Here is a 14,696-nt window from a genome sequence, read left to right on the forward strand (position 1 = left end):
ATAAGAAATGAATGTTTTTCGTTTTCAGCAATTTGATATAAAACAAGATTCTGAGGTTTTTCGTGTCGGTACAGATGCTGTATTGTTAGGTGTTTTGGCAGATTTAGAACATGCAAAAAACGTTTTAGAAATTGGTACGGGGACAGGTGTTATTGCGATGATGTTGGCGCAGCGTTTTCCTCAAACTAATATTTTAGGTGTTGATGTTAATCGGATAGCTGTAGGATTAGCTTCTTCAAATTTTAAAGCCTCGCCATTTGCAAATCGTTTAACAGCAGAATTAAAGGATATTAAAACTTTTGATTCTGAAATGAAATTTGATGCCATATTTTCCAATCCGCCTTACTTTCAAGTTAACTCTTCTTCCAAAGATGTTGTTGCTCGTCAAAAAATTGAACTAGATTTTAAAACATTAATTCAATCATCTTCTAAATTATTGAATGATTCTGGGAAGTTAATCGTCATCATTCCTAGACAAGATGAAGAAGTCTTTATTTCCTTGTGTGAAAAGGAAAATTTGTTTTTACAACGAAATGTTTCGATAAGAGGAATTGTTGGAGGAGAAGTACGACGTTCTGTTTTAGAATTTTCAAAATTGAAAGCAGATCGTATTATAAAAGAAGAATTTGTTATTGAAAAATCACCCCGTCAATATTCGGATCAATATTTAGAATTGACTAAAGATTTTCATCTTTTCAAATCATAAAAAAAGCACCAATTTTAGGTGCTTTTTTATTTTTTTAATCTCTCAAATTTTATTCGAATAATTCCGATGTGTCCAGAACGCTAACTTGTCCATTTTCGCAACGGATAGCTTCGCCAGGGAAATTTTGTATCATGTGGTAATCGTGCGTTGCCATGACTACGGCACAGTTGTTTTCTGTTGCGACATTTTTAAGCAACGTCATAATGTCATTAGATGTTTCAGGATCAAGGTTTCCGGTTGGTTCATCAGCGAGAATAAGCTGAGGATGGTTTAATAAAGCTCTTGCAATTGCCACACGTTGTTGTTCGCCACCAGAAAGTTGGTGTGGCATTTTGTGTTTTTTGGTTTTCATCCCAACGCTGGAAAGCACCTCGTTAATGCGATCTTCCATTTTAATTTTATCAGTCCAACCTGTTGCTTGTAGAACAAATAGAAGGTTTTTTTCAATATTTCGGTCTGTTAAAAGTTGAAAATCTTGGAACACAATTCCTAGTTTTCTTCTTAGATTTGGGATGTCTGATTGGCGAAGTTTGGCAAGGTTGAAACCAGCAACTTCACCATTGCCGCCTTGCAACGGAAGATGTCCGTAAAGAACCTTTAGTAAAGAACTTTTTCCGGCACCTGTTTTTCCGATAAGGTAACAGAATTTTCCTTTCTGGATATGGAGGTTGACATTGTTAAGAACTGTAAAATTCTTCTGTACAATTTTGGCATTATTAAGATTGATAATGTTTTCTCCGCTTTCGTTTCTATGTGGCATAGTTAAAATCTTGTGTATTAAACTTCGATGAAATCGAATAATATCCCAAAAATAAGGAAAACTTTTGGCCTAAGTTTAACTTTTATAACTTTTTAACAACAAAAAATGCTTGAAAGATTCGCTTTCAAGCATATTTTTGTATATGATAATTAAAGAAAATTATCTCTTAGCGCGTGCCGCACTTACAGTTAATCTCTTTCTGCCTTTCGCTCTTCTAGCAGCTAATACTCTTCTACCGTTAGGTGTAGACATTCTTTCTCTGAAACCGTGTTTGTTTCTTCTCTTTCTCTCCGATGGTTGGAATGTTCTTTTACTCATCACTAATATATTTAGTTCGTAATTATCTTTTGATTTTCAGATTGCAAATATAGGACTTTTATTTATTAGCGCAAATCATTTTTAAAAATTATTTCAAAAAATATTAATACTTTTTATAAAGTCTATTTCAAAAGGCTTTTCGTAAAATGTGTAATTTTGAAAACTCACATATTTAAAAAAAATGACTGTACTATATTCTGTCTTTATTGAATTATTTATACTTGTTTTTAAGTTGCTTGCACTGTTCAACGCAAAAGCTAGAAAAGGCTTGTTGGGGCGTCGCGCTACTTTGGGCTTGGTAGAAAGTAATTTAAAAAATCAATCAGTTATTTGGATGCATGCCGCTAGTCTTGGAGAATACGAGCAGGGTTTGCCTGTTTTGCAGCAACTTAAAACAGAGTTTCCTGATTCTAAAATTCTTGTAAGCTTTTTTTCGCCATCAGGTTATGAAAATGTGATTAAAAAAGATAACCCCGCAGACTTGTTGATCTATTTGCCTTTCGATAGACGAATGACGATGAAGCGATTGGTGGATCAAATGGATGTTGAAATATTCTTCACGGTTAAATATGATTATTGGTATCATTTGCTAAGGGTTTTAAAATCAAAAAACACCAAAGTATTTGTTGTGTCGGCTTTGTTTTATGAAGGTCAGGTTTTTTTTAAAATGTATGGTAATTGGTTCGTGAGACAGCTTAAGACTTGTGTTGCTTGGATTTTTCATCAAACAGTTGCCAGTTCCGCGCTAGCAAAAAGTGTAGGTTTGGATCAATCTTCGGTTACGGGCGATACACGATTTGATAGGGTGAAGCAACTTGAAAAAAGAGATAATCATATTCCGCTGATATCGGAGTATATTTTTGATCGTAGATGTGTTGTTGTAGGGAGTTCTTGGGAAGCCGAAGAAAAGATTGCGCAGGTTTTGCATAAAAAATTACCCAAGACAAAGTTGATTATTGCGCCCCACGATTTGAAACGCGTTCATCATCTCAAAACATTATTTCCAGAAGCTTTGTTGTACAGCAATATCACCAAGCAAACAAAATTAGATGCTAATGTTTTGATTATAGATAGTATTGGCTTGTTATCAAAACTCTATTCTTATGCAGATGTTGCGGTTGTTGGAGGAGGTTTTCATAATGCAGGTCTTCATAATATTTTGGAAGCGGCGGCATTTGGGATTCCGGTGTTTTTTGGTGATCAATACAAAAAAAATCCAGAGGCGGATGCTTTAATAAAAACGAATGGCGGAAAAAGTTTTTCCGATGAATTTGCTTTAGCGGGTTTTGTTGAAGAATTAATTAAAAGTGACAATAGAACGCCAGTAGGAGAAATCTCAACATTGCACGAAATGGCAGAAAATGCTAGATTCTTTGTAGAATCGCAGCCTGATGCTACCAAAAAAATAATGTCAAAAATTCTTTCTTACTTTCCAGAAAAGTCAACTAATTAAATAGTTTGGAATATTTCATAAAGCCGTTCATAGCCCAGTTTGCGGTGTAATACAAAGATTTAATCGTCGAAAAATTCATGTGTTCTTTGTAAACCAAATATTGGTCTTTGATGATGTTTTTTTTATTTCTAGAAACGCTGGTGGGATGCATTCTGTATTTTGCCATCGTTTTGGGAAGTGGTTGGCCTTTTTTAATTTTTTTGAGAAGATTAAGCCACATGACATGATCTTCGCGTTTGCTTCCTTTTGGGAAATATTCTTTACCAACTCTTGACGAATCGTACATTGAGGAGAGTAAAGAAAGACGGCACGTTTTCAACAAATTCTCAAAAGTAACAACAATATCCGCTTTAAAATCATCAATCTGCGGAATCATATTTTCGTTACAGCGCGCATAATTGGAATACGCAAGTTCTGCTTTTTCTTGTTTCATAAAGCTGGTCATTTCTTCAAGGAAACTTGGTTCCCAAAAGTCATCAGCATCCAAAAAGGTGATGAATCGTCCAGTGGCTTTTTCTAGAGAAAGATTTCGGGCATGTCCAGCGCCAGCATTTTCTTTGGATTTTATCAGGATAATTCTTGGATCCTTGTATTGTTCGATGATTTCCACGGTTTTGTCCGACGATTTGTCATCGGTAATTATCCATTCCCAATCCGTTAAGGTTTGAGATAGAACGGATTGTATCGTTTCTGTGATGTATTTTTCAGAATTGTAACTCGGTGTGATAATCGAAACTTCGGGCATTCTGTGTTTTTTGCAAATTTAATAATATAAAAGAAAAGAGACTGCCCTTTTGAGACAGCCTCTTAATTTTATTTTGAAATCTCAGCTTTCCATGTGATACCGCTGATGTCGGTTAATATAATTTGATGAACAGGTTGGTTGATTTCAAAGTTTAAATTCGCTTTTGCGCCAAGTGGAAATAGCAAACTGTGTTGGTGTGGTTTTATTTTCGCAACATAATAATTGTGGATTTGTTCCTTTTTTAGATTGCTGAGATCTTCCATGTTTAAGGATTTAACGGTGTTTCCCAATCGATCTGCAAAATCGATTTTTATTAAAAAAGATCCGTAAACATCCGCGCCTTCAATTCTCATAACATCAAAACTGACTTTGTTTTCAATTTGTTTCAAATTCGTGATTTCCAACTTTGGCTTTACAGATTTGTTGTGAAGTTTTCCGTAAACACCACCATGGAAAACTTGGTTTGTGTAAAGTGTTAGTCCGAATATTAAAAAACTGATGGCTAAAAATGCTGTGTAGAATTTTAAATTTAATTTTTCATTCCATGTTTCTTCGTTTAGAATGAAAGTTTTGGAAAGTCCATCAATCGAAAATTTGCCACCACCCAATTGAAATAAAGTAAATCCTCCAGCAATTCCTAAAACGCCAATTTGCCATTCGTCAAGGCAAGTTGTCCCAATCCATCCAGAACCGAGTAAAATGCCCAGAGCTAAAGACATTACAACAAGGCTGTTGAGTCGGGTTTTGTAGCCGAGCATTAATAACAATCCTACGATGCCTTCAACAATGGTGAAAATCCACATTTTTGTAAGAAGAATTTCAGGATTGCTGACAAGGTATTCTATTAAAGGTTTTATAAAAAGGGCATTTGGCAGAAAATGGTTGAATTTTTCGCCAATATATCCAGGAACTTCAGGGTCGAGTTTGTTTTCTAAAATTAGGCGGCGCCAAAATGCGGAAAAATAAGTCCAGCCAATTACCAGACGAAGTGCTAATCCTGCATTGGGAAAAGCATTTGTAAGAGTTTTGTTCATAATGTTTTATTTAATTAAATGATTTTTTTTCAGAATAATTAAATTAAAACATGGCGATTTTGAGTTGGGAATAAAGTAAGAAAAGACGTGGTTTTGCGAGTTTTTGAGTTTCGCTGAAAAATTTCGTATTTTCTTTGGAGTGTATGTGTTTTACAAAATTGTTGACCGTCGGAAAATCTGGGTGAGTGAATTTTGAAAAGTTTTTTAAGCTTTTAACAATTTGCTCATTTTCGGTTTTGTCACAATTAGAATATTCAAAAACTTGAGATTTATTCGGCGATGTTTTATCAAAATTGAAATCTTGCTGTGTTGCAAAATGCAATATGCTTGCTTTCATATTACAAGGCGAAAACAAAATTCCAATTAAAAATAAAATACGCAAGAAATTTCTCATCCGTGCAAAAGTAGGCTTTTATAACGCTGTTGCAAAGTTTTCATGCTTTCTTAATATTATAAAATTAGTTAAATATGCAGCAAATTGGTTATCTTTGGAGGTCTTTTTAGAAGTTCATAAATCAAATGTGATTCTAAATATTATCTGAAATTTTGGATTTTATCAGAAAAAATATTTTTTAAAACCGATTTGTTTAAAAAATTATATCTTTGCAAAGTGGTTTTTAAAGATGTTAATGTTTGGTAAAGTCAGGATTGATAGAATTATTAACTACCAAATATTATTTTAACAGTGTTTTACGATCATCAGCAGATTGAGCAGAAGTGGCAAAAGTTTTGGGAAGTAAACCAAACTTTCAAAACATCAGACGCAACTTCAAAGCCGAAATTTTATGTACTAGATATGTTTCCGTATCCGTCGGGAGCTGGGCTTCATGTGGGACATCCACTCGGGTATATCGCGTCAGATATTTATGCGAGATTCAAAAGGCATCAGGGTTTTAACGTGTTGCATCCTGCTGGTTACGATAGTTTTGGATTGCCAGCTGAGCAGTACGCGATACAGACCGGGCAACATCCAGCATTAACAACGGAGCAGAATATCAATAGATATGAGCAGCAACTTAAAAAAATAGGTTTTTCGTTTGACTGGAGTCGCGAGATTCGGACGTCTGATTCGTCTTATTATAAATGGACGCAGTGGATTTTTATTCAGTTGTTTCATTCATGGTATAATAAATCAACCGATAAAGCAGAGCCTATTTCCACATTAATTCAACATTTTGAAAAGAATGGAACTTCGGGGCTTAATGCTAATCAAAACGAAGTTTTAGATTTTACAGCTGAAGAATGGAGTGCAGCTTCGGAAGAAGATAAACAAGATATATTATTAAATTATCGTTTGGCGTTTCGTGCGGAAACAACCGTTAACTGGTGTCCTGCATTGGGAACAGTTTTAGCGAATGATGAGGTTGTTGGTGGTAAGTCAGAGCGTGGCGGATTTCCAGTGTATCAAAAGAAAATGATGCAATGGAGCATGCGTATTTCAGCTTATTCTGAACGATTATTGCAAGGTCTTTCAACTTTGGATTGGCCACAACCTTTGAAAGATTCTCAGGAATATTGGATTGGGAAATCTCAAGGCGCAAGAGTTAAATTTGAAATTGAAAACCAAGATGCTGACAACAACTACATCGAGGTTTTCACAACGCGTCCTGATACAATTTTTGGTTCGACATTTATGGTGTTGGCACCAGAAAATCCTTTGTTGGAAACAATTACAACCGAAGCTCAAAAGGCAGAAGTAGAAAATTATATTACTGAAACTTCTAAGAAAACGGAGCGTGACCGTATGACAGATGTTAAATCTGTTTCGGGAGCGTTTACGGGAGCTTATGTTTTTAATCCGTTTTCGGGGAAGAAAATGCCGATTTATATCTCGGATTATGTGTTGATGGGTTATGGTACAGGTGCTGTAATGGCGGTTCCGGCGCATGATGAGCGCGATCACCGTTTTGCAAAGAAATTCGGTTTAGAAATTATTGAAGTGGTTGAAGGTGGTGAAAATATCCAGCAAGACGCTTTCGTTGGAAAAGACGGAAAATGTATTAATTCCGATTTCTTAAATGGATTAAACTTTGATGAAGCTAAAACAAAAATCATTGAAGTTATTCAGGAGAAAGGCATAGGTGAAGGAACGGTTAATTATCGTCAGCGTGACGCAATTTTTTCTCGTCAACGTTATTGGGGCGAGCCAGTTCCTATTTATTTTAAAAACGATTTGCCATATACATTGCCAGAATCTGCACTTCCGTTGGAGCTTCCAGAGGTTGAAAAGTATTTGCCAACAGAAGATGGCGATCCGCCATTAGGAAATGCAAAAGATTTTGCTTGGGACGAAGCCAATCAAAAAGTTGTTTCTGTGGACTTGATTGACAACGAAAAAGTTTTCCCAATCGAATTGTCAACAATGCCAGGTTGGGCGGGCAGTTCTTGGTATTTTTTAAGATATATGGATCCGCATGATAATGAGGTGTTTTGCAAAAAAGAATTATCAGATTATTGGGGGCAAGTCGATTTGTATATCGGTGGAAGCGAGCACGCAACAGGACATTTGTTGTATTCTCGTTTCTGGAATATGTTCTTAAAAGACAGAGGGTATATTGAACAAAATGAACCTTTCCAAAAGTTGATTAATCAAGGGATGATTTTGGGAATGAGTGCTTATGTGTTTAGAATTGATGGAACTAATACGTTTGTTTCTAAAAGTTTAGCAAAAGAGCATCAAACTCAAAAAATCCACGTTGATGTTGCATTGTTAAAAGCAACGTCGGATGAGCTGGATACAGAGGCGTTTAAGACTTGGCGACCAGAATTTGCTGATGCTGAATTCATCTTAGAAGATGGTAAATATATCACCGAGCGCGAAGTGGAAAAGATGTCCAAATCGAAGTTTAATGTGGTAAATCCTGATGATGTTTCCGAAGAATATGGAGCAGATTGTCTTCGTCTTTATGAAATGTTTTTAGGCCCGTTGGAGCAATCAAAACCATGGAACACACAAGGTCTAAGTGGCGTTTATGGATTTTTGAAAAAATTCTGGAATCTTTATTTTGAAGGCGATGATTTCGAAGTAACAGATGAAGAGCCAACCAAGGCCGAGTATAAAGTCTTGCATACTTTGATAAAAAAAGTTGTTTACGATATTGAGAATTTTTCATTTAACACGTCGGTATCATCTTTTATGATTGCAGTTAACGAGTTGCAGAAACTGAAATGTAACAAACGTGCAATTCTAGAACCTTTGGCGGTGATTATTTCACCTTATGCGCCACATATCTGTGAAGAATTGTGGAAGCTCTTAGGACATAATGAAAGTATTGAATATGTGAAGTTTCCAAAATTGAACGAAGCTTATTTGGTGGAAGATGAAATCGAATATCCAGTAAGTTTTAATGGAAAAATGAAATTTAAATTAGCGCTTTCGGCAAACTTAAATACGCAAGAAATTGAAGCGATTATTATGAAAGAAGAGCGCGTGCTTAACTTTTTGGGAGGGCAAAGTCCTAAAAAATTGATTATTGTTCCTAAAAAAATCATTAATATAGTGCTTTAAAAAAAGAATATTGATGCAAATTAAATACCTGTTTAAGTATTTGAAGTGTTTCGATTTTAAAAAAATATATTTAAAATATTACGATATAAATCATAGAGGAAAATAAATAGATGAAGATGTAATAAAAAAAAAAAGAAAAAATATTAATTTAATAATTAGGAAGTGCATATGTCTTATGTAAATTAGTTGTTAATTATTGTTTAAGTATTGCATTTTTAATTTATTTGACTTTATTTTACACAATTAAAATTTATAACAATTATAATTTAGTTTAATATGGAAATGAATGTTTCGAACACAGATGAGCAAGTGATTGCTAAAAAAAAGGGAGGCCTTAATCCGGCTATAATTTTACCAATTCTTTACTTAGTTGCTTTAGCTATTTATTTATTAGTACTAGGTAATCCGTCTAACTTTGCTGCTAACCCAAAAGTAACGGGTGCATCAGTAGCTTTTTCGGAGGTAGAATCTAAAGAATTACACCCAGAAGGATTTATGGGTATTATCTACATGGGTGGTCCAGTAGTACACGTTCTTATCCTTTTCATGCTTACAGTAGTTGTGTTCTCGATCGAGCGTTTCTTAGTATTAGGGAAAGCTGCAGGTAATGGTAACTTAGATAACTTTGTAATGAAAGTTAGAAGCTTACTTAACCAAAACAAGATTGATGAGGCTATGGAAGAGTGTGACAGACAAAAAGGTTCTGTTGGTAATGTTGTTAAAGAAGGTCTTACGACTTACAAAGCTTTAGCAAAAGACAACACGCTTAACAAAGAGCAAAAAATGATCGCTCTTAACAAGTCAATCGAGGAGGCTACAACTCTTGAAATGCCAATGTTAGAAAAAAACATGAACATTCTTTCTACATTAGGTACAGTTGCAACTCTTATTGCACTTTTAGGTACGGTAATCGGGATGATTAAGGCGTTCCACGCTTTAGGTTCTGGGGGGGGTACACCTGATGCTGCTGCGTTATCAATCGGTATTTCTGAAGCACTTATTAATACGGCTTTAGGTATTGGTACTTCAGCTATCGCGATTATTTTCTACAACTTCTTTACTTCTAAAATTGATGGTTTAACTTATAAGATTGACGAAATCTCTATGAGTATCCAACAATCTTTCGCTGAGTATAACTAAGAAAAACTCAGTTAAATAAAAATTGCTAGCTGCAATTTGTAGTTCAAGAAGTTAGTTAAAGAAATAATAATAAAATGGCGAAAATTAAACCAAAAAGACATGGAGTAGTAACCGACATGACAGCAATGTGTGATGTTGCCTTCTTACTGCTTACATTCTTTATCTTGACCACTCAGTTCAAAAAACCTGATGTGGAGCAAATCAAACCGCCATCCTCAATATCAGAAAAATTGTTACCTGATGCAAGTCTTATGACCATCAACGTAACACCAGAAGGTAAATTCTATTTTACACCAGTAGATAACGGCTCAGAAAGAGTACAATTATTAGAAAAAATGGGTGCTAAATACGGAATGACTTTCGACGATAAAGAAAAGGTGGCATTTGCAAAAGTGCAAACAGTCGGTGTTCCGATGAATCAGCTGAAAGGTTATTTGAAACTGAGTGATGATCAAATGAAAACTTTTAAAGCAGATAAAGGAGTGCCTTTGGATAGCGTTAATAAGCAAGTTATCGATTGGGTAGAACAAAGTTTGGCTGTTAATCCTAGTTACAAGTTAGCTATCAAAGGAGACGTAACAACAAAATATCCAAAAGTTAAAGACTTATTTGAAGGCTTGAGAGATATAGATTTTCTTAAGTTTTGGTTAATAACATCTCAAGAAGGGAAATAATAAATAGAAATGGCAGAAGTACAAGTACAAGAAAAAGGCGGAAAAGGCGGTAAGGTACGCTCCAAAAAGCAGAATACCAGAGTCGATATGACGCCGATGGTGGACTTAGGGTTTCTATTGATTACCTTCTTCATGTTTACCACAACATTCAGTAAGCCTAATGTGATGGATCTTGGTCTTCCGGCAAAACCGAAAGATAAAAACCAGACACCACCGGATACTGAGATTAAATTGAGCAATTCGATCTCAATTATTATTGGGAAAGATAATAGAGTTTTCTATCATCAACAAGATCAAGCAGGTCTTAACGACGAGACTTTGAAAGAGACAACTTATGATAGAGAAGGGATTACTAAGATAATAGAGCAAGCAAAAGCTGGTGCGGCAGATCAAAATATGTTTACAGTGATCATTAAGCCAACAGATGATGCAGTATATAAAAACTTTGTAGATATTCTTGACGAAATGGCAATTACTAAAAACGAAAGATATGGGGTTACCGATATCAAACCTTGGGAAGTTGCTATTTATAAAAAGAAAGTAGGAGAACAATAATCTTCAGCTACAAATTAATTCTTAAATATTAAGAAAATGTCAGACAATTCAAATTACAATCCAGATAATCTATCATTAGATGAGATTGTATTTCAGAATAGAAATAAGGAGTATGGTGCTTATGAATTAAGAACAGACTACCCGAAATTATTGACTAAGTCATTCATTTTAGGAACTGTTTTCTTCTTCCTTGCTGTTGTTACACCTTTTGTTTATCTGAAAATTCAACAGATGAACGCTAAAGAAGCCACTGAAGTTGATGCGAATCTTATTGAGATTTTGCCAGATCAACCAGTCTTAGAACAACCTAAAGAAGAGGAACCACCTCCACCACCTCCACCAAAAGAGGAGCCAGAGAAGATTGAAATCATTCAGAATGTTGTTCCTGAGCCTAAGAGAGAACCAAAAGTAGAAACGCCTCCACCGCCAATTACAAAACAGCTGGAGACAACTACAGGTCTTATTAATCAGGAAGGGGTTAAGAAGCCAGATTTCACACCGCCACCACCACCACCATCTACTGGTAAAGGTGTTACGATAGAGGCAAAACCAGCTGTTAGTACAACAGAAGTGTATGCCGAAGTAGACCAGTCAGCGGAATATCCTGGTGGTCTTGCGAGCTTCCGTAAATATGTTGGCGAGAATATTGATTCTTCTAACATGGAAGGTGAAGGACAATTAACTGTTAAGTTACGTTTTATCGTTGAAAGAGATGGTTCTGTTTCTGATGTTAAAATAACGCAAAAATCAGGAAATTCTGATTTTGATTCTGAAGCAGTAAGTGTTGTTAAGAGACAAAAGAAATGGAAACCAGCTAAGCTTAACGGCGAAAGTGTGAGATCTTATTTCTCTATTCCAATTACAATGCAATTTCAATAATTAGCATTTATTAACATAAGAAAGAGAGGCTTCGGCTTCTCTTTTTTTGTATCTTTGTTTTTATGATGTTTAATTGGTTATCAGTGGTTACCGGATTCTTTTATGCCGTTTTAGGTGTTGTGGTAATTATTTATAAATTTTTTGTTGTCCCAATAGAACCCAATTTAGCTTATCCTTTGGGTGCACTTTTGGTGGCTTATGGAATCTTTCGTATTTTTCGTGCTATTAAAAAAATTAGAGAAAGCCGTTATGAAGAATAGTTTTTTAATAGTTTTCAGTTTTTTTATTATTTTTTCTTGTAATAAATCAAAATCTGAACCTTTGGATACGCCCGCTCAAGGTACAATAACCATGGAGGCAGACGAGTCTTTCAAAAGTGTTGTTGAAGCACTAACAGAACGTTACATGGCGCTGAATCCGAGTACAAAGATTAATGTTACTTATAAAAAAGAAGATTTAGGCTTTCTGGATTTATTAGATCGAAATACAAGGCTTGTTGTAATGTCTCGTAATTTGACTAAATCAGAAAAAGAAGCTTATGATAAGAAGATTGATTTACCTTGGCAACCAGCGAAATTCGCGGCTGATGCATTGGTCTTTGTGGTTTCTAAAAATAATACATCACTAAAAGAGCTTTCTGTTGATGATATTAAACAACGAATTTCATCTGATGAAAAAACTTTAATTTTTGACGGTGCCAATTCTAGTAATATTAATTTTATTGCTCAAGAATTTAATGTTAAAGCATCAGCTTTGAAATATTCTGTTATTAAAAGCAATGAAAATATTGTTAAAGAATTAGACAAATATCCAGAGAAAATAGGGGTAATTAGTCTTAATACAATTTCCAGACCTTATGGTGAAGAAGCTATTAGACTCCGAGAAAAGATTAATATTTTGCCTATAGTTGATAAAGGAGTGTCTTATACGCCTACTGTTGACAATTTACAAAATATGCAATATCCTTTTACTAGGGTTTTATACTTTATTACAAACGAAGGTTATTATGGCTTGGGTAATGGTTTCATAAGATTTGCATGTACGCAGTTGGGACAGATTGTTGTTGAGAAAGAAGGTTTGCAACCTTATAACATTTATCGCCGCGAAGTTCAGATGCGTTAATATTAACAAAATTTACAATTTCAAAATTATTTTTGGTCTGAAACTTGTGTTTCACTCCATGTTCAATATTTAAATAAACTAAAAATAAATTTATAATGAATTATTCTAAGAAAATTGTTTTGACAGCTGCTGTTGGATTTTTCTCGCAGTTTGCGTTTGCACAATCAGTACAAGAAGGTGTGGTGTATGTAGACAGTCATAAATATGCAAAAGCAAGACAAAACTTTAATGATCTAATTACGAAAGATCCCTCTGCTAATAATTATTTTTATTTAGGAAATACTTACTTAACTCAATTCGAGCCAAATTTTGATAAAGCCAAAGAATATTTCGATTTAGGTTTAACTAAAGATTCTAAAAGCTATTTAAACAAAGTAGGTTTGGCGTCTATCAAAATAGGGAAAGGTGACAAGTCTGGTGAAAATGATCTTCGTCAAATTGTAAAAGATTCTAGAGAAAAAGATGCTGAAGTTTTGTACCGTGCAGCAGAAGCTTTAACAATTTATGAAAAAACAAATAATCCTGATTTAGCAATTGAGTTCCTTAATAAAGCTATTGAAAGATCTCAAAAAGCAGGCGTACCAGCTAACTATTATTATACGCTAGGTGACGCGTATAGACTAAAATCAACCAATGATCCTAAATTAGCAGGAAATGCACTTTCTGCCTACGAAAATGCATTGCCAGTAGCTAAGAACAAAGCTTCGGTGTATACAAGAATTGCGACATTGTGGATGGCGGCTCAACAATGGCAAAAAGCAAAAGACAATTTGGATAAAGCGATTGCAATTGATCCTTCATACGCACCAGCTTACAAAGCGATGGCAGGATTTAACATGAAGTATCAAAGAAATGCAGAAGCTACTCAAAGTTTGGTTAAATATTCTCAGTATGCAGATGAAGACCCTTCTACACAGTTAGAAATTGCAAAATTATATTTCATCAATGATGATTATGCTAATGCTAAAACGACTTTAGATAAAGTATTTGATAAAGTTGATGATCCTATTAAGTATAAACTTCGCGCTTATATACAATATGGTTCTGGAGAATATGCTTCAGCTAAGGAGAATTTAGACAAATTTGTTAGTTCTGTTGATAAGGCAAGAGTTTTACCAGCGGATCAAGGCCTTTATGGTTTAATTGCTGCAGGTATAGCAAAAGACGAAAAAGACGAAGCTAAAAAAGCAGAATTGGAAGCGATGGTTCAATCAAAAATTGCTATCGCTAAAGCTGCGAAAGACGACACAATGAAGTGGGATGAAGAATTAGCAAAAATAAAAGGAGGTTTCAGCGCAGCAGCAGCTGACCAAGGTCCAACAAATCCACAGATTGAAGCACTTAAACAAAAAGTAGCTGCAACCCCAGATGATACAACATCTTTAGCGCATTTGGCACAAGCATACCAAGAAGCTAAAAACTGGAATGGTGCTGTGTTAACTTGGCATAAGCTAACTTCGTTGCTTCCAGATTGGGCACCCGCTTATAATTCATTAGCTTATGCTTATCAGCAAGGAGGTAATACCGATTTAGCTTTAGGCGCTTATCAAAAATATATTGATTTGACTTCTAAAAATCCTGCAGACATCGAGGCTAACAAAGAATCACTTTCTTACGCTTACTTTGCAATCGCTTATTTTAATAGAGATTCTGATAAGGTAAAAGCAAAAGAATATGCAGATAGAGCTGTGGTACTTAACCCAACTTATCAAGATGCTGTTAACTTAGTGAAATATTTAAGTAATTAATTTACTTAACATAAAAATCCCGCAACCAATTCTTGTGGGATTTTTTTTATTTAT

At 34.9% G+C, this 14,696-nt stretch carries 15 protein-coding genes; 10 read left to right on the plus strand and 5 right to left on the minus strand.

What is annotated here, in order from left to right; all coding sequences use genetic code 11:
- Positions 1-7 precede the first annotated feature (7 nt).
- Positions 8-706, plus strand: coding sequence for a tRNA1(Val) (adenine(37)-N6)-methyltransferase (locus tag G6R40_RS13020; RefSeq protein ID WP_165136383.1), 699 nt, complete (start codon positions 8-10; stop codon positions 704-706).
- A 49-nt stretch (positions 707-755) separates the two neighbouring features.
- On the opposite strand, the gene G6R40_RS13025 is transcribed toward G6R40_RS13020, so the two are convergent.
- Positions 756-1,466, minus strand: a complete 711-nt coding sequence (locus tag G6R40_RS13025) for a cell division ATP-binding protein FtsE (RefSeq protein WP_165136386.1) — start codon at positions 1,464-1,466, stop codon at positions 756-758.
- A 159-nt stretch (positions 1,467-1,625) separates the two neighbouring features.
- Positions 1,626-1,784 (minus strand): 50S ribosomal protein L34, encoded by a 159-nt coding sequence (rpmH, locus tag G6R40_RS13030; protein ID WP_002976260.1) that lies wholly within the window; start codon positions 1,782-1,784, stop codon positions 1,626-1,628.
- 181 nt (positions 1,785-1,965) lie between these two features.
- On the opposite strand from rpmH, the gene G6R40_RS13035 reads away from it, so the two are divergent.
- Positions 1,966-3,237, plus strand: a complete 1,272-nt coding sequence (locus G6R40_RS13035) for a 3-deoxy-D-manno-octulosonic acid transferase (RefSeq protein WP_165136389.1) — start codon at positions 1,966-1,968, stop codon at positions 3,235-3,237.
- On the opposite strand, the gene G6R40_RS13040 is transcribed toward G6R40_RS13035, so the two are convergent.
- From G6R40_RS13040 to G6R40_RS13050, 3 genes are all read right to left on the minus strand, one after another.
- Positions 3,230-3,982 carry a glycosyltransferase family 2 protein gene (locus G6R40_RS13040; protein WP_165136392.1) on the minus strand — a complete coding sequence of 251 codons (753 nt, stop codon included), beginning with the start codon at positions 3,980-3,982 and terminating at the stop codon, positions 3,230-3,232. The two genes, G6R40_RS13035 and G6R40_RS13040, sit on opposite strands and share 8 nt — an antisense overlap.
- Positions 3,983-4,050: 68 nt before the next feature.
- On the minus strand, positions 4,051-5,016 hold the full coding sequence (locus G6R40_RS13045) for a TQO small subunit DoxD (RefSeq protein ID WP_165136395.1): 966 nt from the start codon (positions 5,014-5,016) through the stop codon (positions 4,051-4,053).
- 43 nt (positions 5,017-5,059) lie between these two features.
- On the minus strand, positions 5,060-5,353 hold the full coding sequence (locus tag G6R40_RS13050; protein WP_165136398.1) for a hypothetical protein: 294 nt from the start codon (positions 5,351-5,353) through the stop codon (positions 5,060-5,062).
- Positions 5,354-5,701: 348 nt separating this feature from the next.
- On the opposite strand from G6R40_RS13050, the gene leuS reads away from it, so the two are divergent.
- From leuS to G6R40_RS13090, 8 genes are all read left to right on the plus strand, one after another.
- Positions 5,702-8,524 carry a leucine--tRNA ligase gene (leuS, locus tag G6R40_RS13055; RefSeq protein WP_165136401.1) on the plus strand — a complete coding sequence of 941 codons (2,823 nt, stop codon included), beginning with the start codon at positions 5,702-5,704 and terminating at the stop codon, positions 8,522-8,524.
- 276 nt (positions 8,525-8,800) lie between these two features.
- Positions 8,801-9,664, plus strand: a complete 864-nt coding sequence (locus tag G6R40_RS13060) for a MotA/TolQ/ExbB proton channel family protein (protein WP_165136404.1) — start codon at positions 8,801-8,803, stop codon at positions 9,662-9,664.
- Between the two features lie 74 nt (positions 9,665-9,738).
- Positions 9,739-10,338, plus strand: a complete 600-nt coding sequence (locus tag G6R40_RS13065) for an ExbD/TolR family protein (RefSeq protein ID WP_165136407.1) — start codon at positions 9,739-9,741, stop codon at positions 10,336-10,338.
- 9 nt (positions 10,339-10,347) lie between these two features.
- Positions 10,348-10,893 (plus strand): ExbD/TolR family protein, encoded by a 546-nt coding sequence (locus tag G6R40_RS13070; protein ID WP_165136410.1) that lies wholly within the window; start codon positions 10,348-10,350, stop codon positions 10,891-10,893.
- 36 nt (positions 10,894-10,929) lie between these two features.
- Complete coding sequence (locus G6R40_RS13075; protein WP_165136413.1) at positions 10,930-11,772, plus strand: energy transducer TonB; 843 nt, start codon at positions 10,930-10,932, stop codon at positions 11,770-11,772.
- A gap of 62 nt (positions 11,773-11,834) precedes the next feature.
- Positions 11,835-12,032 (plus strand): C4-dicarboxylate ABC transporter, encoded by a 198-nt coding sequence (locus G6R40_RS13080; protein WP_228455864.1) that lies wholly within the window; start codon positions 11,835-11,837, stop codon positions 12,030-12,032.
- Positions 12,022-12,894, plus strand: coding sequence for a PstS family phosphate ABC transporter substrate-binding protein (locus G6R40_RS13085; RefSeq protein WP_165136416.1), 873 nt, complete (start codon positions 12,022-12,024; stop codon positions 12,892-12,894). Before G6R40_RS13080 ends, G6R40_RS13085 begins: the two co-directional genes overlap by 11 nt.
- A gap of 95 nt (positions 12,895-12,989) precedes the next feature.
- Entirely contained in the window at positions 12,990-14,642 is a 1,653-nt protein-coding gene (locus tag G6R40_RS13090) for a tetratricopeptide repeat protein (protein WP_165136419.1), read from the plus strand.
- Positions 14,643-14,696: the final 54 nt, after the last annotated feature.

Source organism: Chryseobacterium sp. POL2, from assembly GCF_011058315.1.
Lineage (GTDB): Bacteria > Bacteroidota > Bacteroidia > Flavobacteriales > Weeksellaceae > Soonwooa.

Bases quoted from the DNA above. Each gene is read 5' to 3' on its own strand.
- G6R40_RS13050 (WP_165136398.1), bottom strand. From the start codon at position 5,353: ATGAAAGCAAGCATATTGCATTTTGCAACACAGCAAGATTTCAATTTT.
- G6R40_RS13090 (WP_165136419.1), top strand. From the start codon at position 12,990: ATGAATTATTCTAAGAAAATTGTTTTGACAGCTGCTGTTGGATTTTTC.
- G6R40_RS13080 (WP_228455864.1), top strand. From the start codon at position 11,835: ATGATGTTTAATTGGTTATCAGTGGTTACCGGATTCTTTTATGCCGTT.
- G6R40_RS13025 (WP_165136386.1), bottom strand. From the start codon at position 1,466: ATGCCACATAGAAACGAAAGCGGAGAAAACATTATCAATCTTAATAAT.
- G6R40_RS13035 (WP_165136389.1), top strand. From the start codon at position 1,966: ATGACTGTACTATATTCTGTCTTTATTGAATTATTTATACTTGTTTTT.
- rpmH (WP_002976260.1), bottom strand. From the start codon at position 1,784: ATGAGTAAAAGAACATTCCAACCATCGGAGAGAAAGAGAAGAAACAAA.
- G6R40_RS13060 (WP_165136404.1), top strand. From the start codon at position 8,801: ATGGAAATGAATGTTTCGAACACAGATGAGCAAGTGATTGCTAAAAAA.
- G6R40_RS13045 (WP_165136395.1), bottom strand. From the start codon at position 5,016: ATGAACAAAACTCTTACAAATGCTTTTCCCAATGCAGGATTAGCACTT.
- G6R40_RS13075 (WP_165136413.1), top strand. From the start codon at position 10,930: ATGTCAGACAATTCAAATTACAATCCAGATAATCTATCATTAGATGAG.
- G6R40_RS13040 (WP_165136392.1), bottom strand. From the start codon at position 3,982: ATGCCCGAAGTTTCGATTATCACACCGAGTTACAATTCTGAAAAATAC.
- G6R40_RS13020 (WP_165136383.1), top strand. From the start codon at position 8: ATGAATGTTTTTCGTTTTCAGCAATTTGATATAAAACAAGATTCTGAG.
- G6R40_RS13070 (WP_165136410.1), top strand. From the start codon at position 10,348: ATGGCAGAAGTACAAGTACAAGAAAAAGGCGGAAAAGGCGGTAAGGTA.
- G6R40_RS13065 (WP_165136407.1), top strand. From the start codon at position 9,739: ATGGCGAAAATTAAACCAAAAAGACATGGAGTAGTAACCGACATGACA.
- G6R40_RS13085 (WP_165136416.1), top strand. From the start codon at position 12,022: ATGAAGAATAGTTTTTTAATAGTTTTCAGTTTTTTTATTATTTTTTCT.